General features: G+C 69.1%; 18 protein-coding genes and 1 pseudogene. 13 read left to right on the top strand and 6 right to left on the bottom strand.

What is annotated here, in order from left to right:
• Nucleotides 1-212 (bottom strand): annotated as a pseudogene (locus AB0B91_RS47265) (ABC transporter permease); the annotation flags it as partial.
• Between the two features lie 419 nt (nucleotides 213-631).
• Between AB0B91_RS47265 and AB0B91_RS47260 the strand changes: the two are divergent.
• The gene (locus AB0B91_RS47260; RefSeq protein WP_358335567.1) at nucleotides 632-2,299 is read left to right on the top strand and encodes a VanW family protein; all 1,668 of its coding nucleotides are present in this window, start codon (nucleotides 632-634) and stop codon (nucleotides 2,297-2,299) included.
• A 77-nt stretch (nucleotides 2,300-2,376) separates the two neighbouring features.
• On the opposite strand, the gene AB0B91_RS47255 is transcribed toward AB0B91_RS47260, so the two are convergent.
• Genes AB0B91_RS47255 through AB0B91_RS47245 form a run of 3 tightly spaced genes read right to left on the bottom strand, consistent with a single transcriptional unit; the run spans nucleotide 2,377 to nucleotide 6,730 of the window.
• On the bottom strand, nucleotides 2,377-4,143 hold the full coding sequence (locus tag AB0B91_RS47255; RefSeq protein ID WP_358335564.1) for a DUF5605 domain-containing protein: 1,767 nt from the start codon (nucleotides 4,141-4,143) through the stop codon (nucleotides 2,377-2,379).
• The gene (locus tag AB0B91_RS47250; RefSeq protein WP_358335561.1) at nucleotides 4,140-4,877 is read right to left on the bottom strand and encodes a TetR/AcrR family transcriptional regulator; all 738 of its coding nucleotides are present in this window, start codon (nucleotides 4,875-4,877) and stop codon (nucleotides 4,140-4,142) included. Before AB0B91_RS47250 ends, AB0B91_RS47255 begins: the two co-directional genes overlap by 4 nt.
• Nucleotides 4,874-6,730, bottom strand: coding sequence for a glycoside hydrolase family 3 N-terminal domain-containing protein (locus AB0B91_RS47245; protein ID WP_358335558.1), 1,857 nt, complete (start codon nucleotides 6,728-6,730; stop codon nucleotides 4,874-4,876). Before AB0B91_RS47245 ends, AB0B91_RS47250 begins: the two co-directional genes overlap by 4 nt.
• Nucleotides 6,731-6,863: 133 nt before the next feature.
• Here AB0B91_RS47245 and AB0B91_RS47240 point away from each other — a divergent pair, with 133 nt between their 5' ends.
• The 5 genes from AB0B91_RS47240 (at nucleotide 6,864) to AB0B91_RS47220 (ending at nucleotide 13,163) form a co-directional block, all read left to right on the top strand.
• Nucleotides 6,864-8,006, top strand: a complete 1,143-nt coding sequence (locus AB0B91_RS47240; protein ID WP_358335555.1) for a serine hydrolase domain-containing protein — start codon at nucleotides 6,864-6,866, stop codon at nucleotides 8,004-8,006.
• Between the two features lie 77 nt (nucleotides 8,007-8,083).
• Complete coding sequence (locus AB0B91_RS47235) at nucleotides 8,084-9,631, top strand: ABC transporter substrate-binding protein (protein ID WP_358335552.1); 1,548 nt, start codon at nucleotides 8,084-8,086, stop codon at nucleotides 9,629-9,631.
• Nucleotides 9,632-9,647: 16 nt separating this feature from the next.
• A complete protein-coding gene (locus AB0B91_RS47230; protein WP_358335549.1) occupies nucleotides 9,648-10,586 on the top strand; it encodes an ABC transporter permease in 939 nt (312 codons plus the stop codon).
• Nucleotides 10,583-12,325, top strand: coding sequence for a dipeptide/oligopeptide/nickel ABC transporter permease/ATP-binding protein (locus tag AB0B91_RS47225; protein WP_358335546.1), 1,743 nt, complete (start codon nucleotides 10,583-10,585; stop codon nucleotides 12,323-12,325). The genes AB0B91_RS47230 and AB0B91_RS47225 overlap by 4 nt, the downstream gene beginning before the upstream one ends.
• Nucleotides 12,318-13,163: an ATP-binding cassette domain-containing protein gene (locus AB0B91_RS47220; protein WP_358335543.1), complete on the top strand. Its 846-nt coding sequence runs from the start codon at nucleotides 12,318-12,320 to the stop codon at nucleotides 13,161-13,163. Before AB0B91_RS47225 ends, AB0B91_RS47220 begins: the two co-directional genes overlap by 8 nt.
• A gap of 13 nt (nucleotides 13,164-13,176) precedes the next feature.
• Here the strand turns inward: AB0B91_RS47220 and AB0B91_RS47215 are convergent, their stop codons facing one another.
• On the bottom strand, nucleotides 13,177-14,916 hold the full coding sequence (locus AB0B91_RS47215; RefSeq protein ID WP_358335541.1) for a hypothetical protein: 1,740 nt from the start codon (nucleotides 14,914-14,916) through the stop codon (nucleotides 13,177-13,179).
• 143 nt (nucleotides 14,917-15,059) lie between these two features.
• On the opposite strand from AB0B91_RS47215, the gene sulP reads away from it, so the two are divergent.
• From sulP to AB0B91_RS47180, 7 genes are all read left to right on the top strand, one after another.
• Entirely contained in the window at nucleotides 15,060-16,712 is a 1,653-nt protein-coding gene (sulP, locus tag AB0B91_RS47210; protein WP_358335538.1) for a sulfate permease, read from the top strand.
• 169 nt (nucleotides 16,713-16,881) lie between these two features.
• Complete coding sequence (locus AB0B91_RS47205) at nucleotides 16,882-17,040, top strand: hypothetical protein (RefSeq protein WP_214635454.1); 159 nt, start codon at nucleotides 16,882-16,884, stop codon at nucleotides 17,038-17,040.
• Nucleotides 17,041-17,063: 23 nt separating this feature from the next.
• The gene (locus tag AB0B91_RS47200) at nucleotides 17,064-19,187 is read left to right on the top strand and encodes a radical SAM protein (RefSeq protein WP_358335535.1); all 2,124 of its coding nucleotides are present in this window, start codon (nucleotides 17,064-17,066) and stop codon (nucleotides 19,185-19,187) included.
• A complete protein-coding gene (locus AB0B91_RS47195; protein ID WP_358335532.1) occupies nucleotides 19,184-20,302 on the top strand; it encodes a DUF692 family multinuclear iron-containing protein in 1,119 nt (372 codons plus the stop codon). Before AB0B91_RS47200 ends, AB0B91_RS47195 begins: the two co-directional genes overlap by 4 nt.
• Nucleotides 20,299-21,090, top strand: a complete 792-nt coding sequence (locus AB0B91_RS47190; RefSeq protein WP_358335530.1) for a hypothetical protein — start codon at nucleotides 20,299-20,301, stop codon at nucleotides 21,088-21,090. Before AB0B91_RS47195 ends, AB0B91_RS47190 begins: the two co-directional genes overlap by 4 nt.
• Nucleotides 21,091-21,123: 33 nt before the next feature.
• A complete protein-coding gene (locus tag AB0B91_RS47185; RefSeq protein WP_358335527.1) occupies nucleotides 21,124-23,097 on the top strand; it encodes a RiPP maturation radical SAM C-methyltransferase in 1,974 nt (657 codons plus the stop codon).
• Entirely contained in the window at nucleotides 23,094-23,765 is a 672-nt protein-coding gene (locus AB0B91_RS47180) for a DUF5825 family protein (RefSeq protein WP_358335524.1), read from the top strand. Before AB0B91_RS47185 ends, AB0B91_RS47180 begins: the two co-directional genes overlap by 4 nt.
• Here the strand turns inward: AB0B91_RS47180 and AB0B91_RS47175 are convergent.
• Nucleotides 23,746-24,540 (bottom strand): Stf0 family sulfotransferase, encoded by a 795-nt coding sequence (locus AB0B91_RS47175; RefSeq protein ID WP_358335521.1) that lies wholly within the window; start codon nucleotides 24,538-24,540, stop codon nucleotides 23,746-23,748. The two genes, AB0B91_RS47180 and AB0B91_RS47175, sit on opposite strands and share 20 nt — an antisense overlap.
• Nucleotides 24,541-24,559: the final 19 nt, after the last annotated feature.

The following is a 24,559-nucleotide window of genomic DNA, read 5'->3' as shown; positions in this document are numbered from 1 at the left end:
TCGGTGAACGACAGATACAGCGACGCCAGGATCGGACCAACCGTGATCACGAACAGACCGACGAACCAGGGCGCGAGGAAGACGTAGGCCGTACGGGCCTCACGCCGTCTGTGAGCGTTCACCCGCTTGGCGCGCCTCCGTCCCGGCGGGTTGGCGTGGGGTCGCCGGGGAGCGAGCGCACGTTCCGGGGTCATAGGGATTGAATCGGTCATGGACGCATGTATCCCTCATTCCAGGCCGCCCGGGCACGGCGGGATCGGATAGCGCTTTCCTATAGGTGCGCCAAAAGTTTCGTCAACCCTTTGCAGGCGTTACATAGACGTTACCGATATATCGTGATCTATGTTTTTGCAGCCCACAAGGCAATCCGACCAACCTGGCCTCCAGCTAAAATTTTCCACGTACTACAACCGGTTGCACTGTTCGGCCCAAGGATGGACGTTCGCGGGTGGCCTGGTGTGGGTGCGACGGCGCGTCACGGCTCTTCTACGATGGTCGTTAGTAGTGCAGGCTGGATTCCGCCAGAACGCCACCACAGCCTTCCGCCCGGCCGTACGATGTGCCCCGAATGATGAAATCACGAAACGATCACGAAAAGACCGCGCAGCCGGTAACGAGCGGCCGGCGCACCGTGGCCCCTCGGCGGGGCCGGGTCGCCGTCATCGTGGCGGCCGTGGTCGCCGTCCCGGTGCTCGCCTACACCGTGCCCGCGATCGCCCTCGCCGGTGAGGTGCCGCGCGGCACCCGCGTCGATGGCGTCGACATCGGCGGTCTGCCGGTCGCCGACGCACGCTCGAAGCTGGAGCGAGAGCTGAGCAAACGGGCCGCACGCCCGCTGGCACTGTCGGCGGCGGGTAAGACGGTTCGGCTGGTGCCGTCCGATCTGGGACTGACCTTCGATACCCAGGCCACGGTCGAGGCCGCGCTCGACGGCGCCGGCACGCCGGCAGGAATCGCGCGCTCGCTGTTCGGTGGCACCCGTGACCTGCGGCCACAGGTCACGGTCGATGCGCGTCGCCTCACCGCCAAGCTCGCCGACCTGGCCCGGAGCGTAGACACCAAGCCCCGTGAGGGGAGCATTCGGTACCGCGGGCTCGAACCGCAGGTGATCTTGCCTAAGCCGGGCCGCGCCCTCGACCGCGCCGGCGCGGCGGGAGCCGTACGAGAGGCCTACCTGAATGATCGCGCGTCGGTGACGCTGAAGGTCCGTACGAGCCCGCCCGCGGGCTCGGCGTCCGAAGTGAAGCGGGTCGCCGGCGCCCTGGCCCGCACCGCTGTGGCCGCACCGTTGACGCTGGTCAACGGCAGCAAGAAAGCGGAACTGCCCACGGCGGGACTGGCCACGGGGCTGCGCTTCGTCGCCGACGGCCAAGGGCGGATGACACCCTCGTTCGACGCGAGGAGCGTCCTGGCCGGCCTGGACAGCCGGCTCGTCGCCGCGAGCCAGCGGCCGAAGGACGCCTCTTTCAAGATTGTGAAGGGCAAGCCTCAGGTCACGTCGGCGCGCGTGGGCCGTGGCATCGACGCCAAGGCGCTCAACAAGGCCGTCGCCGCCGCGCTCGCGGCCGGTCAGCGCAGCGTACGCGTGCCGGTGACCGAGACGCAGCCGCGGGTGAGCACCGCCCAGGCCAAGAAGCTCGGCATCAAGGAGCAGGTCAGCTCCTTCACCACCCACCACCCCTGCTGCGCGCCACGAGTGACCAACATCCACCGCATCGCCGACATCGTGGACGGCTACGTCGTCAGACCCGGCGAGACGTTCTCCCTCAACGGCCTCGTCGGCAAGCGGGACAAGGCACGCGGATTCGTCGAGGCACCGATGATCCTGAACAACCGGTTCGTCAACGACGTCGGCGGCGGAGTGTCGCAGTTCGCCACCACCATGTTCAACGCCGTGTTCTTCGGCGGTTTCCAGGATGTGCAGCACATGGCGCACCAGTACTACATCTCCCGCTATCCGGCCGGCCGGGAATCCACGGTCTCCTTCCCGCAACCGGACTTCAGATGGCGCAACGACTCCCCGTACGGCGTACTGATCAAGGCCTCCTACACCAGCACCTCGATCACCGTCCAGTTCTGGAGCACCAAGCGCTTCGACATCGACTCGCAGAGCTCTCCCCGCTATGACGTCAAGCCCGTCCCCACCCTCACCGACTCCGGCCCTGAGTGCATCCCGATGGGCGGGGCGGAGGGTTTCGCCATCGACGTCTGGCGCATCTTCAAACAGGACGGCAAGGTGCAGCGCAAGCAGAAGTTCCGCACCGTCTACGCGGCCGAGCCCCGTCTCACCTGTAAGTGACCAGCTACTACGGGGCGTAGTGGAAGCGCCTTTGACTGGCGGTGCGGCTGGCCGCCGGACCGGCGATGCGATCTTGGCTATCCGTCGGCCGCGACGAGCCGGATCGCCATGTATTGACGCGCCGGCAGCGGGATCCGGAAGCTGCCCGAGTAGGTGCCGGGCAGCCTTTCGACGGTCATGTTCCACGTGTCGATCACGTCGACCGTCCAGACGGTGCCGGGCTCCAGCGTGACGTCGCGATATGACGGCCGGTTGAAGCCGAAGTAGGCGATCAGATAACGCGCCGCCACACCGCCCCAGGGGGTGTCCCAGTCACTGGGCAGCGGGTCGAGCACACCGGTCGGTGATTCCCCGGTGATCTGTTTGAGGAAGGCGATCCGATCCGGGCTCGAGCCGATGAGTTCGCCGCCTTTCGACCACCACAGCTCTTCGCGGTCGTTGAGGTAGGTCTCCCCATGCCCCACGTAGCCGCCGCGCACCGCGCCTTCCCAGAACCGCCGGGTCATCTCCTCACCCGTGATGTTGCCCCATCCTTGGTCGATGTCGCCTTCGTAGGCGCACTCATCGATGACCACGGGTTTGCCCCACTGCTCACGCCACTGGTCGGTGTTCTCGGCGGTGCGGTACACGTCGATGCGCTGCACACTCGCGTGGGTGATCCACGGCCGGCCGTAGTCGTAGAAGCCGAAGCAGTTGTGGATCGAGAGCAGATGCCCGACCGGGTCCTCCTCGACCACGATCGCGGCCAGCCGCTCCCAGTCATCGACGGTCTTCGAGAACAACAGGTCGTATTCGTTCGCGAGCGACCACCAGACATTCGGCAACGCCGACAGTCGCCGGACCACATACCGAACGTAGCGGTCGTCCGCGGCGGTGCCCATGTCCGAGAAGCCCCAGCGGTCGTAGGCGTGGAACAGGATGACATCGGCTTCGACGCCGATCGCGGCGAGATCCGTGACCCGGCGCTCGAAAGCGCGGAAGTAGGCGGGGTTGAAGCGAGTGAAGTCCCACTCACCGTCGCTGTTCCGCTCGAACGGATAGAGCGGCGGCTCGTTGGCGTTGAAGAGATACGACTTGGGGAAGGTCCCCATCCGGATCTTGGTGAAGGGCGAGTCGGCGAGCGTACGCAAGGTCTGTTCCTGCAGCGCTTCGCTCTGGTGGGTCCAGGCGTACGCGGTCGTGCCGAGCGGCAGATGACGCGTCCCGTCCGCGTACGAGAAGTGATGACGGTCCGCCACCCGCACCGGCCCTCGACCGGCACCGGACGCCGCGGTGAGCTCGACCGTGACGCCGTCGAGGGAGGGCGTGGTCGCTTCCGTCGTGACGACCCAGCGTCCGCCCTGGTCGGGCAGCAGCCGGACGCGCCAGATCCCGTCGCCGTCGTAGAAGCCGCCGAGCCGGCGGGTCGAGCCGTCGGGGGCGGTCGCGCGCGCGGACAACTCGACGTCCACGTACGGATTGCCATGGCTCGGCCCGGCGAGTACGAGCTCCCAGGTCGCCCATACTTCGCCCGCGGCGGGTGCGGAGACCACCTCGGCCGAGCCGCGAGGCGTGCCGGCCTGCTCGTAATGGGCATCTGGCATGATCGCCGGCGGATCGGAGCGCACGCCCGGGTCGCCGGAATCGAGTACGGCAAGCTCGCGCCACAGGTCATCGAGCTGCGCGGCGGTGAGCCGGGCGTACGGACCGGCGGCCGTGAGGTCGCCGAGGGCGCGTCGGCGCAGTTGCACCAGCAGCGGCGAGTTCACGACCCCGGGCAACGTGCGCCGGATGATGCCGCGGGCCTCGGGGTGGTCCAGAATGTCGGCGAGCAGGCTGTGCGGCCCGAATCCGCGGTCGCTCATGCCGTGCCACCCGGGGTGACGGTCCCGCTGGCCGGGGTGACGGTCTTGTCGGCCGGGGTGACGGTCCCGTTGGCCGGATCCTCAGGCAGGCCGGTGCCCCGAGCCGGTGCTGGACCGAGCAACGACCACAGGTAGTCGAGATGCGCCGCCATGTCGATCGAGCGGTCGTACTGCCACTGCTGCTGGAGACCGTCCGCGACCGCGATCAGAACGCGGGACAGCATCTCGGCGTCGAGCCCGGGCCGCAGCTCACCCGTGTCAGCGGCGTGTCTGATGTCGGCGACCACGTTCCCGGCGACCCGGCGGAACCGCTCCCTGAAGTAGTCGTGCGCGGGGTGCTCCGTGTCGACTCCTTCCTGGATCAGCGCCGAGTACAGCTCCACGAGGCCGGGCACCTCGCTGTTGTGCCGGACGATGCGGGTGATGCGCGGTCCGGCGGCGGCGCTGTCCGTGAAGGAGGCGGTGTCGCGTTCGTCGCGGCGACGGAGCACCTCGGTCAGGAGGTTCTCCTTCGAGCCGAAGTGGTGGAGCAGCCCGGCCTTGGTGATGTTCACGGCGTCGGCGATCTGCTGCAGGCTCATGTTGCCGTAGCCGTTCGCGGCGATCAGTTCGAGTGTGGCGTCGAGAATCTCCCGGCGCTTCGCCCGCCCCTTCTCATAAGGGCCCGGGCTGTCATAGGGGCCGGGGCGCGAGGGTGTGGGGGATTCCCTGTCGGGCAACGGTGTTCCCTTCATCTCAGGTTCTTGGCAGCGTATCCGGCACGGAACAACGCGTCGGCGGTGTCCCCGGGTACGTCGGAAAAGCTCGTCTCGACCGCGGCCATCGAGCGTGGCAGGTCGAACGGCAAGCGTCCCTCCGGCTCCGCCACGCCGAGGACGACGTCGAGCACCGCGCGGTCGGAGGCGCCGAACTCGGCCAGCAGAGTGATCCCGCTGTCGAGGAACGGGGTGAGGATCGCGGGCCGATCCAGACCGACCACGAGAGCCGTCGGCGCCACCGCCACGAGGCCGAGGATCCGGGCGATGTCGGCTTCGGCGAAGTCGAGGCTGCCCGCGTGGAAGCCGCTCTCCAGCATGTACGTGTCGCGGGCTTCCCACGGCGCCGCGATCCGGACCACGACCAGGTCGGCGTCGCGCGGGTCGTCGACGATCTCGGCGCCCCCTGCCACAGCCGCCGGGTCGAGTCCGTCGAGGTAGAGCCGTGCGGGCCGGACCGGCAACGCGTCGAGCGGGGTGAGCGCGACCATCGCGCGGGCCTGGGCGGCCAGCCCTTCGGCGACGAACCGGGGCGCGCCGACGACGGCGACGGCCTCCTCCTCGGAGACGAACGGATCGTCGAACAGCCCGAGATCGAACTTCACCGCGAGCAGCCGACGCGCGGACTCGTCGATCCGCGACTCGGGAATGTCGCCGCTCTCGACGAGGTTGATGAGGATTTCGACGCACTCCTCGCCGCCGAGCTGGTCACAACCCGCCGCCACGATGCGGCGCACCCGCTCGCGCGGCGTGAGCTCTTCGGCGCCCCAGGCCCGTGCCGGCAGGACGCGGCTCCCGTCGGGCGACAGCGCGTCGGTGACGGGTCCCCAGTCACTGCACACCACGCCGTCATAGCCGAGACGCTCGCGCAGGAGGCCGGTGATGATCTGCCTGTTGAAGCCGAAGCCGATCTCCTCGATCGGCTCACCTTCCAGCTCAAGGGCCATCGGTATCCCGTAGTACGGCATGAGGCCGGCGGTGCCCGCGGCGATCGCGGCGCGGAAGGGCGCGAGGTGCTCCTCGAAGCGGCCACCTGGGTAGATCTGCTCGCGCCCGTAGGGAAAGTGCGGGTCCTCGCCGTCGAGCTGCGGCCCGCCGCCGGGAAAGTGCTTGGTGATGCAGGCGACGCTACCGGGACCGAGGCTCGCGCCCTGAAAACCCTCCAGGTAGGCGACGACCAGGCGGCCGGCGAGTTCGGCGTCTTGCCCGAAGGTCGTGTACTGGCGTGCCCAGCGCGGCTCGGTCGCGAGGTCGACGGAGGGGTGCAGCGCCGCCCGGATGCCAAGGGCGAGGTACTCGCGTCGTGCGACGTCGCCGAATCGGCGGACGAGCTCGGCGTCGCCGATCGCGCCCAAGCCGAGCTGGTCGGGCCAGGCGGAGAGATGGGTCGCCGCGAACGAAGCGGCCGCGTTGTGCCCGAAACCGTGTCGCGGGTCGGTCGAAAGGGTGACCGGGATGCCGTGCGGGCTCCGTGCGGCGAGCTCCTGCACCGCGTTCTGCCAGCGCGCCATTTCCCGCGGCCCGGGCATTTCGGTGACATTGAGGTGCGTGATGAGCTTGCCGCCGACGAGGTCGGCGGCGCCCACGCGGCCCGGTCGAATCGGCACGTTCGAGACCTGGCCGTCAGCGGTCGCGACCACCTGGGTGTGGAACATGAGGCCGGCCTTCTCGGCGAGCGAGAGGCGGGGTATCAGGTCGGCGACCCGTTCAGCGGTGGAGAGTCGCGGGTCCTCGTACGGCTCCATCGCGCCGTTGCCGTTCAGATCCCTGAAGCGGGTGCCGTTCCGCGCGGTCAGCGTGTCAGCGGCGGCCGCCGGCGAGATGGGTGGCATGTACGACTCCAGCTTCCTTGATCAAGCGCAGGTCCGGGGCATTGGCATCATTGACATACCTACCACCGGTCAGTGTTTAATCTCCCATAACTGTTGCTCACACGCCACTGTGAGAAACGTAGGGAGCCATCGCATGACCATCCCCACGACGAGCTTCGACGGATACGTCGCCGCCCCGTTCCGCCCGCTCATCGACGGGATCGCCGAGCGAGGGGAGTTCGGCGACGACGACATCCAGATCGCCGCCTACGCGGGCACGGAGCTCGTGCTCGACATCGCGATCGGCCCCGAGATCACCCGGGAGAGCCTGCTCATCCCCTACTCCGTGTCGAAGAACGCGATCGCCGTGAGCATCGGCCTCCTCCTCGAACGCGGGCAGCTCGACCTCGACGCCCCAGTGGCGCGCTACTGGCCCGAGTTCGCCGCGGCCGGCAAAGCCGCGATCACCGTCCGCCAACTGCTGTCCCACCAGGCCGGTTTGCCGCAGACCGCGCCCAGGCTGACCCGTGACGAGCTGGCCGACACCGTACGCGGTGCCGAACTGCTCGCCGCGCAGCGCCCGCTCTGGCATCCCGGCTCGGCCTTCGGCTACCACGCCGTGACCATCGGCATCCTCGGCTCCGAGATCGTCCGCCGCATCACCGGGCGGACCCTCGCCGAGTTCTACGAGCAGGAGATCCGCGGGCCGCGTGGTCTCGACTTCTATCTGGGCCTTCCCGAGGAGCTCGAACCGCGCGCTCTCGACCTGCTGCCGATGCGCCCGGTCGCCGGCTCCGCCGCCCCGCCCTTCCCCCGCACACCCGGCCAGCTCGGTGTCTACGTGATGGCGGGCGGCGCGTCCCCCAACGATGAGGACGAGCGTCGTCGCCAGGCCCGGCGCGACCGCGCCATCGGCATGCCGGCCGCCGGCGCGACCGCGTCCGCGCGCGGCATCGCGGCCCTGTTCGCGGAGAGCACCGTGGGCCTCACCAGCGCGCCCCTGCTCTCCGCCGACACCATCGAACAACTGGCCCAACCTCAGGTGGCCGGCATCGACGAGGTGATCGGGATCGAGCGCCGCTACGGCATCGTCTTCCAGAAGCCCGTCCCGGGGCTCCACTTCGGCGGATTCCGGGCTTTCGGCCACGACGGCATGGGCGGCGCGCTCGGCTTCCACGATCCGGAGACCGGAATCAGCTTCGGGTACAACGTCCGCCGTATGCCACCGCCCGGCGGCTGTGACGCCCGGGCGCTCCGCATCGCCCAGGCGATGCGGTCGATCGTCCACCAAGCCTGACCGCTCAGGTGCTCAGCAAGACCCGCCACGCCGTCGCCGCCGCGCCACGGACTGAAGTGGCATACAAGGGAGTATCCATGCACATCCGCACCGTCGTCGCAGCCGCCCTCGCTGTCGGCGTCACCATGGGTGTCGGCGCCTGCTCCGGCACCCAGCCGCAGAACTCCGGCGGCGCCGCCACCAGCACACTGACCCTCGGCAGCACCATCGCCCCGCAGACGTTCGACCCCGCCGGGGCCGGCGACGCCAACTTCGTCCCCTATGCCCAGGCCGCCTACGACTCCCTCATCCTGCGCAAGCCGGACGGCACCTTCGCCCCCATGCTGGCGACCGACTGGAAGCTCTCGGAGGACAACAAGTCGATCACGCTCAACCTGCGCCCCAAGGTCACCTTCAGTGACGGCGCTCCCTTCGACGCCGAGGCGGCGAAGGCGAGCCTCGAACACTTCCACGACGGCACCGGCCCGCTCTCGCGTGAGCTCGCCTCCCTCGATTCGGTCAAGGTCGTCGACCCGGACACGATCACGCTGACCTACGCCAAGCCCGATCCCGACATCCTCTACAACCTCTCGGACGCGGCCGGCCGCATGGCCAGCCCGGCCGCGCTCAAGAACCCGAAGAGCCTGGCCACGACCCCGGTCGGCTCGGGCCCCTACGTGCTCGACACCGCCGCGACGGTGCAGGGCTCGACCTACACCTTCACCGCGCGTAAGGGGTACTGGAACCCCGAGCTGCAGAAGTTCGCCAAGGTCGTGTTCAAGATCTTCCCTGACGAGGTGTCGCTGGTGAACGCGCTCCAGGGCCGTCAGGTGGACGCCGCCAACCTCTCCGGCGCCGACAACCGCAAGGCCGCCACGGCCGCGGGCATCAAACATCTGACTCCGGACGACAGCATCTCGTGGATGGGCACGATCTTCTTCGACCGCGCCGGCAAGATCGTCCCGGCCCTCGGGGACAAGCGGGTCCGCCGCGCGATAGCCATGTCGTTCAACGTGCCGCAGATCCGCAAGGCCCTGATGGCCGACACCGGCGTGCCGGACACGCAGATCTTCCGGAAGTCCTCCCCGGGATACGACGAATCGCTCAACAACGCGTACGCCTACGACGTCGCCGGCGCGAAGAAGCTCATGGCGGAGGCGGGCTACGCCAACGGCTTCGACCTGACCCTGCCGATCAACGCGAACACCACGCCCGCCGCGATGGAGAACTTCAAGAACAGCCTCGGCGCCCTCGGCATCCGCGTCAAATTCGAGAACCTCGGGACGATCCCGCAGTATCTCGCGGGCCTGCAGAGCGGCAAGTACGCGATGTCCCCCGCGGTCTTCGGCGCGGGCCCGACCGACTGGATCGTGATCAACAACTACCTCGTCGAGAAGGCCACCTGGAATCCGCTGCACACGACCGACCCCACGTTGTCCAAGCTGATCGAGTCCTACCCGGCCGCGGCCGAGAAGGACCACGCCAAGATCATCGGTGAGATCAACAAGTTCCTCATCGACAACGTCTGGTTCGACCCCTGGCTGTTCATCGAGGAGCAGTACTTCGTGGCCGGCCCCGTCAACGTGACGCTGCAGAAGAGCCAGAACATCCCGTCGATCTACAACTACGCGCCCGCCGGCAAGTAGGAAGCAGGCAGTCAAGGTGTTGGCGTTCCTCACGAAGAGAATCGGCGCGGGTCTGTCAGTGCTCCTGGTAGTCCCCTCCCTCACGTTCCTGCTCATGTTCGGCAACGCGGCGAACGCCGCGCGGCAGATCCTGGGTGAGACCGCGACGCCCGAGCAGGTCGCCGCCAAGGCGGCCGAGCTTGGTGTGAACAGGCCGCTGTACGTCCAGTTCTTCGACTATGTCGGGCATCTCTCCGTGGGGGACCTCGGCCGCTCCTGGTTCACGGCGGAGCCCATAGGCTCCCTGGTCACCAGCCGGGCCACCGTCACCCTCACCGTCGTGATCGGCTCGATCCTGGTCTCGACGCTGCTGGCCTTCGCCCTGGGCGTCGCCGCCGCGCTCCGCCGGGGTGTCCTCGACATCGCGCTTCAGGTGCTCGCCATCGTCGGTTTCGCGGTGCCGGGTTTCTGGCTCGCGCTGCTGCTCGTGTCGAACCTCGCGCTGCAACTGCGGCTCTTCCCCGCGACGGGATTCGTCGCCTTCACCGCCTCGCCCGGCCAGTGGCTGGCCTCGATCACCCTGCCCATCGTCGCGCTCATGGTCGGCGCGGTCGCCGGCGTGGCGCAGCAGGTGCGCGGATCCGTGATCGACGTCCTCGAACAGGACTACGTACGGACGCTCCGTGCGCGCGGCCTGCCGTCCTGGCGAGTCGTCGCGCACGTCCTGCGCAACGCGAGCGCGCCGGCGCTGACGGTCGTCGCGCTCACCTTCATCGGCACGCTCAGCGGCGCCGTCTTCGTCGAGCGCATCTTCGCGCTCCCCGGACTCGGCCTCGCCGCCACGAACGCGGCGGTCAACGGCGACGTCCCGGTCATCATGGGCGTGGTCCTGGTGATGACCACCATCGTCGTGCTGGTCAACCTCGTGGTCGACCTCGCCATCGGCCTGCTCAACCCGAAGGTGCGTCTTTCATGAGTCTCTCGATCCCGGTCCCCGCAGCGGTGCCGGCACGGCGTGGCGTCATCAGCAAGGTGATGCACGACCCGCTCGGGGTCATCTCGCTGGTGGTCCTGGTGCTCATCCTGCTCGCGACCGTGCTGGCGGCCGTGCTCGCCCCGCAGGACCCAGCCCGGTCGTCGCTCGACGACATCTTCGCCCCGATCTCCGCCGCGCACCCGCTCGGCGGCGACAGCGCCGGCCGCGACCTGCTCTCCCGGCTGCTGTACGGCGCCCAGGTCAGCCTGCTCGGCGCGACCATCGCCCTGCTCACCTCGCTCGTCATCGGTCTGCCCGCCGGGCTCATCGCGGGCTACTACGGCCGGACTTTCGACTCGGTCAGCTCGTGGACGTCCAACCTGCTTCAGGCGCTGCCGGCGATCATCGTCCTGCTGGCGCTGCGCACGGCGTTCGGCCCCTCCATCTGGACGTCGATGGTCATCTTCGGCGTCATTCTCGCGCCCGGCGCCTACCGCCTGGTGCGTGCCACGGTGAGCGGGGTACGCAACGAGCTCTACATCGACGCCGCCATGGTGTCCGGCCTGAGCGACACCAGGATCATCGCCCGGCACATGCTCCGCGTCGTACGAGGGCCGCTCATCATGCACAGCGCGATGGTGCTGGCGATCTGCATCAACATCCAGGCCGGACTGGAGTTCCTCGGCTTCGGCGATCCTCAGACCGCCAGCTGGGGCTCCATGCTCAACGAGGGCTTCCTCAACATCTTCCAGGCTCCGCAGATGCTGTTCTGGCCCGGCCTCGCCCTCTTCCTGACCTCGTCCGCCCTCGCACTGGTCGCGAGCAGTCTGCGGGACGCCCTGCAGGCCGGCGCCGTGAAGCCGGTCCGCCGCCGCCGCAGCGTCAAGGCTCCCCCGGCCGGGAACGGGGCGGCTCCGTCGGACGCGCTGCTCTCGGTCCGCGAGCTGCGCGTCGCCTACAGCGGCGGCTCCGTCGAGGTCGTACACGGGGTCTCGCTCGATGTCGCGCACGGCGAGGTCGTCGGCCTCGTCGGCGAGTCCGGATCGGGCAAGACCCAGGTCGCGCTCTCGGTGCTCGGCCTGCTGCCGACCGGTGGGGAGGTCACCTCCGGGGCGATCGCGCTCGCCGGCGAGCGGCTGCTCGGCCGCTCGGCCTCGTTCCTGCGTACCGTGCGCGGGCGCCGGATCGGCTACATCCCGCAGGAGCCGTTGAGCAACCTCGACCCGTCGTTCCGGATCGGCAACCAGCTGAGCGAGGTCGTCCGCGTGCACCTCGGTCTTTCCCGCGCGGCGGCTCGTGACCGCGTGCTCGACCTGCTCGCCCGGGTGGGCATCCCGGACCCGGCCCGTACGTACCGCGCCTTCCCGCACGAGATCTCCGGCGGTATGGCGCAACGAGTCCTCATCGCCGGTGCCGTGTCCTGCGATCCCGAGCTGCTCATCGCCGACGAGCCGACCACGGCACTCGACGTCACGGTGCAGGCCGACATCCTCGACCTGCTCCGTGACCTGCAGCAGGAGAAGGGGCTCGGTGTGCTGTTCGTGACGCACGACTTCGGTGTCGTGGCCGACATCTGCGATCGCGTCCTCGTGATGAGGCAGGGCGAGATCGTCGAGGACGGGCCCGCACAGGCGATCTTCGACACGCCGCGGCACGACTACACGCGGTCGCTGCTCGGCTCGATGCTCGACGGGCGGCCCGCTCGGCTCGCCCGGGTTACGGAGGACGGTCGTGCTTGAGGTTCAGGATCTCGTTGTCGAGTACCCGTCCAAGGGTTTCCGCTCGCGACCGTTCCGTGCCCTTCACGGGGTCTCGATCAACGTGCAGCCTGGCGAGACCGTCGGTCTGGTCGGCGAGTCGGGCTCGGGCAAGACCACACTCGGGCGCGCCATTCTCGGCCTCGCCCCGGTGACCGGCGGCTCGATCCGGTTCGAGGGCCGGGAGATCGGGCACGCCTCGCGCCGTGAGCGTCGCGGGCTCGCGCGCGAGCTGCAGGTGGTCTTCCAGGATCCCTACACCTCGCTCAACCCGAGCATGACGGTCGGCGACATCCTCACCGAGCCACTCTGGATCACGGGCGTCAAGCGTCAGGCCGCCCAGGCGCAGGTACGCGAACTCCTCGACAAGGTTCAACTGCCGAAAGACGCCGTGGACCGCTATGCCCGGGAGTTCAGCGGCGGCCAGCGTCAGCGGGTCGCGATCGCCCGGGCACTCGCGCTGCGACCGAAGCTCGTCGTCTGCGACGAGCCTGTGTCGGCGCTTGACCTGTCGACCCAGGCGACCGTGCTCGACCTGCTGATCGAGCTGCAGGAGTCGCTGGGTGTGGCCTACTTGTTCGTGTCGCACGACCTGGGTGTCGTGCGCTACATCAGCCATCGGGTGGCGGTGATGTATCGAGGGGAGCTGGTCGAGGACGGGAACGGGGATGTCGTGACCTCCACCCCCGAGCACCCGTACACCCAGCGCCTCCTGCTCGCGGCGCCCATCCCGGATCCGCGCCGGCAGGAGGTCAACCGGGCCAACCGCCACCGCCTGCTCGCCCAGCAGGCCGAGCAGGACGTGCAGGCGGGGCTTTAAGGCGATGGGGAGGTCAGCCGCTGTCGCCCGTGGACAGCCAGTCGTCGATCATCTGCTGGATGTCTTTCGGGTCGATCTTCTCCTTCTTCTGGCAGGGGTCGGATTTCACGGTCCGCATGAACTGGACCCAGGTGAGATCCATGGGCTCCCTCAGGCCACCGCCGCTCAGCCTGGAGGTCGTGACCGTCACGGTCACCTGCAACCCCGGCTCCGCGGTCTTGATCTCGCAGGGGTCCGAGGTGGGGGTGTTGTCGAACGGGATGCCGCCCGGCGGCAGGCCGGACGGCGCGCTGCTGTAGGTGGCCGGAATCCAGGTCGACGGTGACGGGCCGCCGCCAGGGCTGCCGCCGCCTGGGCCGCCGACCGCGGGCGCTCCGGGGATCGGCTGGAGCGGGACCGGATTGAGGACCACCTCGATCGGGATCGTTACCTCACCGTCCGTGTTGATGAAGTGGCAGATGCTGTCGATGTCGGTCTCCTCGCACACCTCATCCGGATGAGCCAGCGCCCATTCCTCGAACTGCTGGTCGGCGTCCGGGTCCTCGGCGGAGGCCTGCGCGTCCACATGGACGCGGTTGAAATCGGGCCCGTTCGGGAACCAGGCGGGGAACTCGTGGGTCATCCAGGTCGCCAGCGCCTGTCCGAGCGCCACGGCGCCCGGCTCGTTGGGGTGGAAGCTCTCCTGGTACGCCGAGAAGAACCGGAGCTGCGCGAAGATGCTGCCCCGGTAGCGCACCCCGTTGAAGTACGAGTCCGGCTGGCCGAGCTCGTGACCGGCCACCACGCTGGTGTTGTTCGGCCCCGCCGTGTTCGGGTCGAACACGTGCACCTTGACGTTCGGGAACCTGACGCGGAACCGGTCGACCGCGTCCTTGATCGCCTTGTTCACCTCGGCTGCGAACGAATACATCAGGTCCAGCGCCGCGCCGGAGATCTGCGTGGTGTCAGAGTTGCCGGACTGTTTGACGGCCAGCGGGTAGAGCGCGACGATGATGTCCGCCTTGTCCGCGGCCTTGTTCACCTCCACCAGGCCCTGTTCGACGTTCGCCGAGACCTGCGGCATCTTGTTGATCAGCCGGTTGACCTCCATCTGAACGGCGCGGATCTGCCGGGCGACCCAGTTCGCCCTGGTCCACCGCCAGAAGTACACGTCGAACGCGGTGGACATCAGCGACCCGAAGTCGGCGTCGTTGCCGCCGAGCCCGAAGTAGACGAGGTTGGTGTCGGAGGGGATGCCTTGGAGCTGGGGCGCGTTCCTGATGGCAGTGCACTTCTTGCACTCGGTCTGCGGCTTGGTGAGATGGATGGTCTCGGCCCCCGACGACGCGTTGAAGATCATCCGGTCGTTGCCCCACGTGGTGGGGATCTCGGTGGGGAAGACCGTGTAGTCGCCGAGCTGGTAGCGGTTCACTTTCAGGTAGTTGAACGCCAGAAGGAACGGCGCGAGCCCGCTCTGGTGCCGCCAGTCCTCGTCGCCGTTCGACTTTCCCTTGTAGACGTGGTTCCGGCTCGCGCCTTCACCGCTCGTGTAACTGTCACCGACCCCCGCCCAGATGAGCGGCGGCGTCGTCGGCTGCACGGTCGGCGGGATGGTGGGTGGAGGGACGGGCGTGAGCGTCGGTACGGTCGGCGGCGTGGTCGGCCGGACGGTCGGCGGTCCTGCGCTGGCCGGAACGCCGCTCAACATGGTCGTGGCGAGTGCGGCCACGACCGCGATCAGGCCCAGCCGCCATAACCGGCGTGGTGGGTGCATGGGCATGCCTTCCTGTTCGGAGGGAGCGAAACGGGTGGCATTGCTGCACGCATCATCCGCCGCCGGGCCGCCGCTAACATCAGGTGCTCTCCGCCCGACCACCCTGAGCCTTAAGAACCTCGGTGTGCGGTACAAAGCAGAACGTGACCTCACTTCTGCCCGGGTATCAGCGCGAATGGCTGCGCGGTGATCTGCTGGCCGGGCTCACCGTGGCCGCCTACCTGGTCCCCCAGGTCATGGCGTACGCCACGGTCGCCGGGCTGCCTCCGGTGACCGGGCTGTGGGCCAGCCTGGCCCCGCTGGCGCTGTACGCGCTCCTCGGCTCCTCCCGGCAGCTGTCGATCGGCCCCGAGTCGACGACCGCGCTCATGACAGCCGCCGCCATCGCCCCACTGGCCGCGGGCGATCCGGCCAGGTACGCAGCGCTCGCGGCCGGTCTGGCGGTCGTCGTCGGGCTGCTCGCGCTGGTCTGCTGGTTGCTGCGGCTCGGGTTCGTCGCCGACCTGCTGTCCAAGCCCATCCTGGTCGGCTACCTGGCCGGCGTGGCGGTCATCATGATCGCCAGCCAGCTGGGCAAGCTCACCAGGACCTCGGTGTCCGGCAACACCTTCCGTGACCAGCTGGTCTCCTTCGCCGGCGGGTTGCCGGAGCTGCATCCGTGGACGCTGCTGCTGGCCGCGACCGTCCTGGCCTTCCTGTTCCTGCTGCAGTGGCGCTGGCCACGGGCACCCGCGCCCCTCCTCGCCGTGCTGCTGGCCACCGGCTGCGTCACGGTCTTCGGGCTGGAGCGCTACGGGATCAAGGTGGTCGGCACGATCCCCTCCGGGTTGCCGACGCCGGCCATGCCGGCCCTGGGTGAGTTCAGCGAGCTGGTGCTGCCCGCTCTCGGCGTGCTCCTGGTGGGCTACAGCGACAACATGCTCACCGCGCGCTCCTTCTCCACCAGGCACAACCAGGAGATCAACGCCAACCAGGAGCTGCTCGCCTTCGGCGTGGCCAACGTGGGCGCCGGGGTGCTGCGCGGGTTCCCGGTCAGCAGCAGCGGCAGCCGTACCGCACTCGGCGACGCGGCGGGCAGCCGCACCCAGCTGTACTCCCTGGTGGCCCTGGTGGGAGTGGTCGCGGTGCTGTTGTTCGCCGGGCCGTTGCTCACCCACTTCCCCGCCGCCGCGCTCGGCGCCATCGTGGTCTACGCGGCCTTCCGGCTGATCGACCTGGCCGAGTTCCGCAGGCTGGCCGCCTTCAGGCGCAGCGAACTGCTGCTCGCGCTCGGTGCGTTCGCCGGGGTACTGGTCTTCGACATCCTGTACGGGGTGCTGCTCGCGGTCGCCCTGTCCGTGGCCGAAATGCTGGCCCGCGTGGCCCGCCCCCACGACGCGATCCTGGGCCTCGTGCCGGGGCTGGCCGGCATGCACGACGTCGACGACTATCCCGAGGCGCGCACGGTGCCCGGCCTGATCGTCTACCGCTACGATTCCCCGCTCTTCTTCGCCAACGCCCAGGATTTCAGGCGCCGCGCTCTGGCCGCCGTCGACCAGCATGAGGGCGCGGTCTCCTGGTTCGTTCTCAACGTCGAGGCCAACGTCGAGGTGGATATCACCGCCTTGGACGCCGTCGAGGCGTTGCGCGCCGAACTGGTCCGCCGGGGCATCGTGTTCGCGATGGCCCGGGTCAAGCAGGATCTGCGCACCTCACTCGATGCCTACGGGCTTACTGCCGCCATCGGTCCTGAGCACCTATTTCCCACGCTGCCGACCGCTGTGGCCGCCTTTGAGCAGTCAACTCGGGACCTGTGACCACTGTTCCTATTATGCCGGAAAAGCCCACCGTTGAGGTTGGCCGGAAAAGGCATTTATGCCAACTCGGCCGCGCCCGTTTTTAGCGGCTATTGACGCGAAGAATCGCTTGACTATCGTTGAACAGGTTAAGCCCATGACTGTCGGCAGATTCCCACGAGGAGGAACCGTGGCCGCGGTGAAACCCGAAATGCTCATCGACGACGAATTCACCGAGCTGGACCAGCTTGAGGTGATCGAATCCAGCGAGCTCAAGCTCAGCGGGTCGTACCACTCCTACACCTACAAGGCGGCCGAGGACACCGGCGACCTGCCTGCCAGGGCCTGACGAGACTGCGGTCCGGGCAGATCGTGCCGTCTGGGCAGGAGGCAGGCGGCGAGGGTGTCGACGTCCTGCTCATTTTTCCGCCGCAGACGGAAGCCAGGTTCTTTCCCTATCTGAGCCTGCCCTACCTCAGCGGTCATCTACGGCGGCGAGGGCGGCGCGTCCACCAGGCCGACCTGAACATCGCCCTGCTGCACGACCTGCTACGGCATCCGGAGTCGCTGGGCGACGTGCTGCGCGACCAGCCGGACACCGGCGCGGGCGCCTGGTACCGACGGGCGATGGCCGACGTCGTCGCCGGACACATCGACGAGCTCCGGGCCCACGTCCTGCGGAAGGAACCGCCAGGCGAACTGGGCCCGGCCCGTGCGGTCCGCCTAGCCCACCACGCGATCGAACTGCTCGTGCGTGACACCTTCCTCGTCCGGACATGGCGGGATCTGACCCAGCTCGACAGTGCGGCGCAGCAGGCCGCTCTGTCGCCGCCCGCCGCGTCGGGGCTGCCGATCGAGCGGCTGTACGGCATGGTCGAGGCGCTGCTGGCCCGGCATCGTCCGCGCGTGGTCGGCCTGTCCGTGGCGTTCTTCAGCCAGCTCGCGCCCGCGCTGCTCATCGCCGCCTGGGTCAGGCGGCTGCGGCCGGACGCCAAGATCTGCCTCGGTGGTCAGCAGGTGATGATCCGGCACGAGGAGCTCGCGCGGCTGCCCGGCGTCCGGGCCTCGGTGGACGCGCTGTGCTGGACCGCCGGCGAGCAGCCGCTCGAACGCTGGCTGGACGCGCTGGACGGCAGTGCCCCGGAGGACGCGGTCCCCGGCATGATCTGGCTGCCCCACGCCGCGCCCGCCCAACGGGCCGAGCAGCCGGTCACGCTGCGCTTCCACGACCTCGGGCCGCCCGACTTCGCCGGGCTGCCGGTCCGGTCCTACCTCAACGAGACCATGGAGGTCGCGATCATCTCGTGCGTCGGCTGCTACTGGGGTCGGTGCGTGTTCTGCTCGTACGGCAACCGATCTCTCGCGCCGGGCGCCTACCAGCAGGGGACGGTGCGCCAGATCGCCGACGCCGTACAGGCGGTGGTCCGCGACACGGGCGCGGAGTTCGTGTCGATCTCCGATGAGAACACCAACCTGCGGCTGATCGTGAAGGCGATGCGCGAGGTGCGCGACCGCGGCGTCAAGGTGGGGTTCGGCGTACGCAGCAGGCTGGACGCGACGCTGGCCGATCCGGCGTTCTGCCGGAGCCTCGCCGAGGTCGGTTGCGAGCTGATGTCGGTGGGCTACGAGGGGACCTCCCAGCGGCTGCTCGACCTGATGGACAGGGGCGTGCGGGCGGCCGACTACCAGCGGATCGTCGAGAACGTCGCGTCGGCGGGCATCGTCCTGCGGTTCTCCGTGATGGGCTACGTCTTCGACGAGACGGAGGCCGAGTTCGAGGAGTCCTTGCGGTTCCTCGCGGCGAACCAGGAGCGGATCGGCATCGACGCGCTGGAACTGATGGTGTCCGAGCCCGGCAGCAGGCTCGCGCGGGACCCGGACGGCTTCGGCCTCTCTCTGGACACTTCTGGTGTGCTCGCCGGGAATCCCGAGCTCAGTTACCTTTCCGGGCGGGTCGGCCATCCGCTGACGGTGCGCGACGGCCCGACCCGGGCGGAGGCGCTCGACCGCCTGGTGCGGGTCTTTCACACGGTCCGGCCGGGCAAGGCGACCGCGATCCTGCCGCGACGTCCCGGCGCCGGGTCGCGGGTGGCTGTCGTCACGGCCGTCAAGCCGTATCCGTGGGTACGGACCGTGCCGTCGGGCGTCGACGTGGCTGGGGCCCCGGGCGCGAAAACCCGAGGCACCGCCGCCGAGGCGAGCGGGGACGGGGACGGTCGGATCGTGGTTGCCGACCTGGTTTGGGAGCGGTTCTACGCGCTGCCGCGGCGTGACGTCGAGCAGCGAGCCGACGGCCTGCTCGGGGCACGCACCGCCCACGGCCGACGCCTGCTGGCCAGCCTGGTCGAGGTGACGGCGGCCACAGATCAGACGGGCGCGGAACAGGCACGCGCAGGCCCAGCAGGCGCCGACCAATCGGGCGCGGACCGGTCGGGCGCGGTGCGTTTGGAGACGCCCGCCGTCGCAGGTGGCGAAGCCGTCAGGAGGCCGATATGACGACCGACATCACGACAGGGACCAGGCAGGCGGTCGCGGCGGGCAGGTCCGGCGAGGGCAGGCTGGGGTTCGGTCTCCTCATGGACATGCCGTGGGGCGGAGGGGCGCTGGGGCGGCGGGGCGTCGGGTTCGTGGAGACGGACGACGGCGGGGACATCACCCCACGGGTAGGCGCCTTCGCCCAGCGCCACGGCGCCGACTTCGCGTACGCGGCCTTCGCCTACCAGCCACGCTCACGCGCGACCCCCCAGGTGGCCGACTACGTACGCGCCTACGACCGCTTCTTCGAGGCGCTGCCCCCAGGGCTCGACCGGGCCTTCCACCAGACCGAGTTCAACATGGGCACGCCCGAACGCTACGACCGGCGGCCCGCGGTCGAGTACACCAACGAGCTCGCGGCCCGCTACGGATTCCGCTGGGTGGTCGAGGACCTCGGCATCTGGAACCTCCGCGGCTGCCCGCTGCCGTACCCACTGCCGCCGCCGCTGACCGAACCGGGCCTGGAGATCGCCACGCGGAACGTCGCCGAGACGGCCGGCCTCCTGGAGCTGCCGCTGCACGTCGAATTCCCCGGCTTCACCGAGGGCGGGTCGTTCGTTCTGGGGCATCTCGATGCGTTCGCGTACTTCACCCGGCTCGCTGACGACGCCGACGTGCGGGTGACGCTCGACGTGGGTCACCTGCTCAGCTACCAGTGGCTGCGCGGGCGTACCGGCCGCCACATGGTCGACGACATCGAGGCGCTGCCGCTCGAGCGCTGCCGCGAGCTGCACCTGTCCGGCTGTCAGATCGTGAAGGGCAAGTTCCGCGACCTGCACCACGGCGTCCTGCTGGACGAGCAGCTCGAACTCACCGAGTACCTGCTGCCGCGCTGCCCGAACCTGCTAGGCGTGACCTACGAGGACCCGATGTTCCGCGACGACGGCCACCTCGTCGAGAAGTCGCGGCGAAACTACGGCCGGCTGAAAACGCTGGTCGCCGCATGGCGGGACGGCACAGCATCGCAGGACGCGGCGCCACGACAGGACGCAGCACTGCGGCAGAATACGACAGCGCGGCAGGAAGCGACGCTGGGGCAGGAAGCGACGGCGCGGCAGGACGGGGTGGCGCGGTGAGCGCGCCGGGTGTGCGGTCTCTCGACGGTGAGCGGCTCACCGAGCTGATCATGCGGCTGCTGCTCGACAGCCGACTGCGGGAGCGTCTCGCCACCGAAGGCGCCGCAGCCGTGGCCGCGGACGCCGGTGAGCTGGAGTGCCTGGAGACGATCGACCTTGACGAGCTCGACGCCGCCGCGCGCCGGTTCCGCTCGAACATCTGGCGGCTCGGCACCGGGGGCAGCCTCGCGGCCACGTTCCCGCGCAGCGTGTCGCTGTTCGCGGCGACCGGCGTCGGCGTCGGCGTCGGCACCGGCACCGGCACCGGCACCGGCGAGGCAGAGTTGCTCGACGGCTTCCTCGGGTCGCCGAGTTTCGCCAGGTTCCGGCTGATTCCGTACTCGGGGTCCGGGGTGTCGGTGGAGGAGGCGTTCGCGTCGTACCTGCTCGGCCTGGCCGGGACGCGGCCGGACGCCGCGATCCTGCGGGAGACCGTGGACCACGAGTTGATGATCGCCCTGTTCACGGCGCTGGCCTGCGAGCAGCCGCTGTCGTTCGTCATCGAGAGCGAGGGGATCGTCGAGACGGACCGCGGTCATGCAGCCCTCCGCCGATACGCGCCGGCCGCCCTCGCTTCCTGGGGCGAGGCCGCGGCCGGAGACGGAGCCGTACCGTACGCGTACTTCGCCACGCCCGCCGGGGTCACCCGCGGCGTGGTCTCCGAGCGCGTGGCCGCGGCGTTCGCGGCCACCCCGACGGCCGAGAGCGACGCGGCGCGGCGCGCGCTGTCCCGGCGTGGCCTGTGGTGACCCGGTACGACCTGGAGATGAGGGGCAAGACCCATGCACATCGTGTTGGTGGACATGCCGTGGTCGTCGATCGACGCACCGTCGCTCTCGCTCGGCGTGCTCAAGCGCCGGGTCCTCGACGTGTTCCCCGATGACGAGGTCGATGTCATACACGCCAACCTCGACTACATCGACTGGGTGCACGCCCACGTCGGTTTCACGTTCGAGGAGTACGACACCTTCGTGAGCTCCTACTTCTCCGGCCACAGCGAGTGGATCTTCTCGGCGGCGCTGAACGAACGGCCCCGGTGGAAGGTGGCGGAGTACGCCGAGTTCCTCGGCGGCAGCGTGCCGGAGCGGATGCTCGCCAAGGCGACGGAACTCCACGAGCTCGCGCCGCTGTTCATCGAGGAGACCGCCGCCCGGATCGCGGCCATGGAGCCGGACGTGGTCGGGTTCACCGCCACCTTCGCCCAGAACGCCGCGGCCCTCGCGGCGGCGCGCGAGGTCAAGAAGCGGGCGCCGGAGGCCGTCACGGTGTTCGGCGGCCCGAACTGTGAAGGACCGCAGGGCGCGGCGATGCACCGGAACTTCCCGTACGTCGACTTCATCGTGCGCGGCGAGGGCGAGCTGGTCTTCCCGCAGCTGCTCACCGCGATCCGCGCCAGGGCCGGCGCCGGAGCCGGAGCCGGAGCCGGAGCCGCGGGCGATGTCAGCGGGATCGCCGGTCTGTGCTGGCGCGGGCCGAACGGCGAGTCCGTCACGAACCGGGTGGAAGCCCGGCCGCTGCCGCCGGAGGCGCTGGTCCCGCCCGACTTCGGTGACTATTTCGACCAGCACGCGAGGTCCGTCGCGGGCACCTGGGTGGAACCGCGGCTCACCGTGGAGGGGTCGCGCGGCTGCTGGTGGGGCGAGAAGCACCACTGTACGTTCTGCGGGCTGAACGGCTCGCTCATGCAGTTCCGCAGCAAGGACCCCGGCCGGTTCGTCGACGAGATCCTCACCCTCGTCGAACGGCATCGGGTCCTCGACGTCTGGGTGACCGACAACATCCTCGACATGACGTACCTGTCCTCGATGGCCCCGCGCCTCCAGGAATCCGGCTACGACCTGCGGATCGGCTACGAGATCAAGTCGAACCTGCGCCGGGACCAGCTGGAGACCCTGCGCGCGGCCGGGATCGACTACGTGCAGCCCGGCGTGGAGAATCTCAGCAGCCGGGTGCTCACCTTGATGGACAAGGGCGTGAGCGGCTGCCTGAACGTCCGGCTGCTGCGCGACTCGGAGACCGTCGGCATCAACCTGAACTGGAACTACCTCTACGGCTTCCCGGGCGAGTCCGAGGCCGACTACGACAGCGTGATCGACCAGGTGCCCGCCCTGCATCACCTCATGCCGCCGTCGAACGCCACCCGGATCAAGGTCGAGCGCTTCAGCCCGTACTTCGACCGGCCCGAGCTGGGTTTCGGTGAGCTCCGTCCGGCCGCGCAATACCGACACATCTACGACCTGCCCGAAGCCGAGCTCGCCGACCTCGTCTACGTCTTCGACTCGCCGCGCCGCGGCATCGACGCGGGCTGCCTCGACCGCCTGCGCGGGGCCGTCGCCGACTGGAAGGACGCCTACTCGCGGAGCCGCCTGACCCACTGCGACCTGGGCGACCACATCGTCCTCGTCGACACCCGGCCCGGTTTCTCCTGGCACCTGCTCGACCTCACCGAACCGCTGGAGGTGACGGTGTTCCGTCTGCTCGACACGCCGCACAGCCCGGCGGGGCTCACGCGCAAGGCCGCGGCCCGGCACGACGGCGTGACCGAGGACCTGATCGACGCGCTGCTCGCCCGCTGGCGCGCGCTCGGCCTGATCTTCTGCGACGCGGGGCAGGCGGTCCACGTCGCGCCGGCCGTCGCCAACCAGGACCTGATGCGTCTCGACGGCGAGAACCTCAGCCGGGGCGAGCCGCTCGTACCGGCACTCGCGGCGATGACGGTCCCGGCGGCGGCGGTTCCGGTCGGGACGCCCCGATGAGCGCGCCGCCGGCGTGCGTCACGCTGAGGCTGTGGAAGGACCGCGACCCGGCGGCCATGCGGGTTCCGGGCATGTACACGGGCCGCGTGGAGGTCACCGATGACCCCGTCGCGACCGTGTCGCGGGTGGCGGAAGACGGCGTCCAGCTCGCCCAACTGGACGACACGGTCGATCTGGACGACGCGGACGGTGCCGCGGCGGTGGCCGCTCTCACCGTCATCCGCGAGCTGACCAGCCACGGCATCGCGGTCGACTGGACCATCCACATGCCGGCCGGGACAGCGGGCTGGCGGCCGCTCAGCCACCTCCACCCGCCTGCGGCCGTGTACGCGGGCTCTGACGGGGACGACGTCGTGGGCTCGGCCGGGGACGGCATCGCGGCCGCGTGGCGGGACTCCTTCCACATCGCGAAGTGCGGCTATCGGCTCGGTCCCGGCTTCATCGAGATCCGCGACCGCCGGACGGGCTCGTTCAAGCGCCTGGTCATTCGCAATCCGCACCGCGAGGAGGCGATCGCGCCGCTGCTGCGCGGCGTGCGGGTGACGGCCCTCTCGCCGGCGGTGACGGAGCGCTACCTGCGGGCGGACCTGCTGCATCGGGTGGGCGGGTTCGTGTGGTGGACGCCGTATCGGATAAGGCGCTGGCCCCTCAGCTCGACGATTCCTTGACGGTTTCCGCGCCGTCTCCGTATCGGGCGCTGTCCCGCTCGAACATGTCCAGCCACCGTTCGGTGATCTCGCCCGACTGGCGTTTGATACCGGGTTCCGGCAGGGAATCGGGCGGGTCCACGCCCAGGTATCGCAGGCAGCCGAGGACGGTTTTCGGATAGTCGGCCAGCATGTCCTCGTAGAAGACGACGTGCGGGACGAGGTCGCGGCGGTCGAAATACTGCTGCCATACCCTCGTCTCGCCGTCGAGGTGTTGCAGGTGGCGGCGGATCTCGGCGTAGTCGTACTGGGGCTCGGAAAGTGCTCGGCTGGTGGACAAGTAGATTCCGTCCACGATCCAGACTCCGGTCTGCCTGGCCAGGACGTACGAGATGGCCTGCCGGAGCCGGTCCCTGCGCCGCAGCCAGATGTAGTGGGGCGACATGAGGAGTTCGTCCAGGTCGACTTCGAGTCCCTGCAGGTGCTCGCCGTGAACCTTGATGCCGAAAACTCCGTTCGGGCTGGTCCGGCAGGTCATTAATTTAGCGATATAGCCTTTTACCAAGTCGGCCGGATCGGCGGTGTCGAATCCCCAGCGCTCGAAGTAGTCGAGGACGTGGGTGTCGGTGAGATATCCGTCGGCGAAACCGGCCCGCCCGGTGTGCCAGAGCGCGCGGACGAGCATATTGCTGCCGGAACGCGGTGCCGCGGCCAGGACGTAGCGAATCGGCGGCAGCCCGGCGAACGGCGGAAAGTCGAATTCCCGGCTGTTGGTCCGGAAGAAAGGCGCCACCATCCATACCTACCACCGCGCC

This window comes from Nonomuraea sp. NPDC049141, from assembly GCF_040648415.1.
Classification (GTDB): Bacteria; Actinomycetota; Actinomycetes; order Streptosporangiales; family Streptosporangiaceae; genus Nonomuraea.
This window is presented reverse-complemented; position numbering and strand designations above follow the sequence as displayed.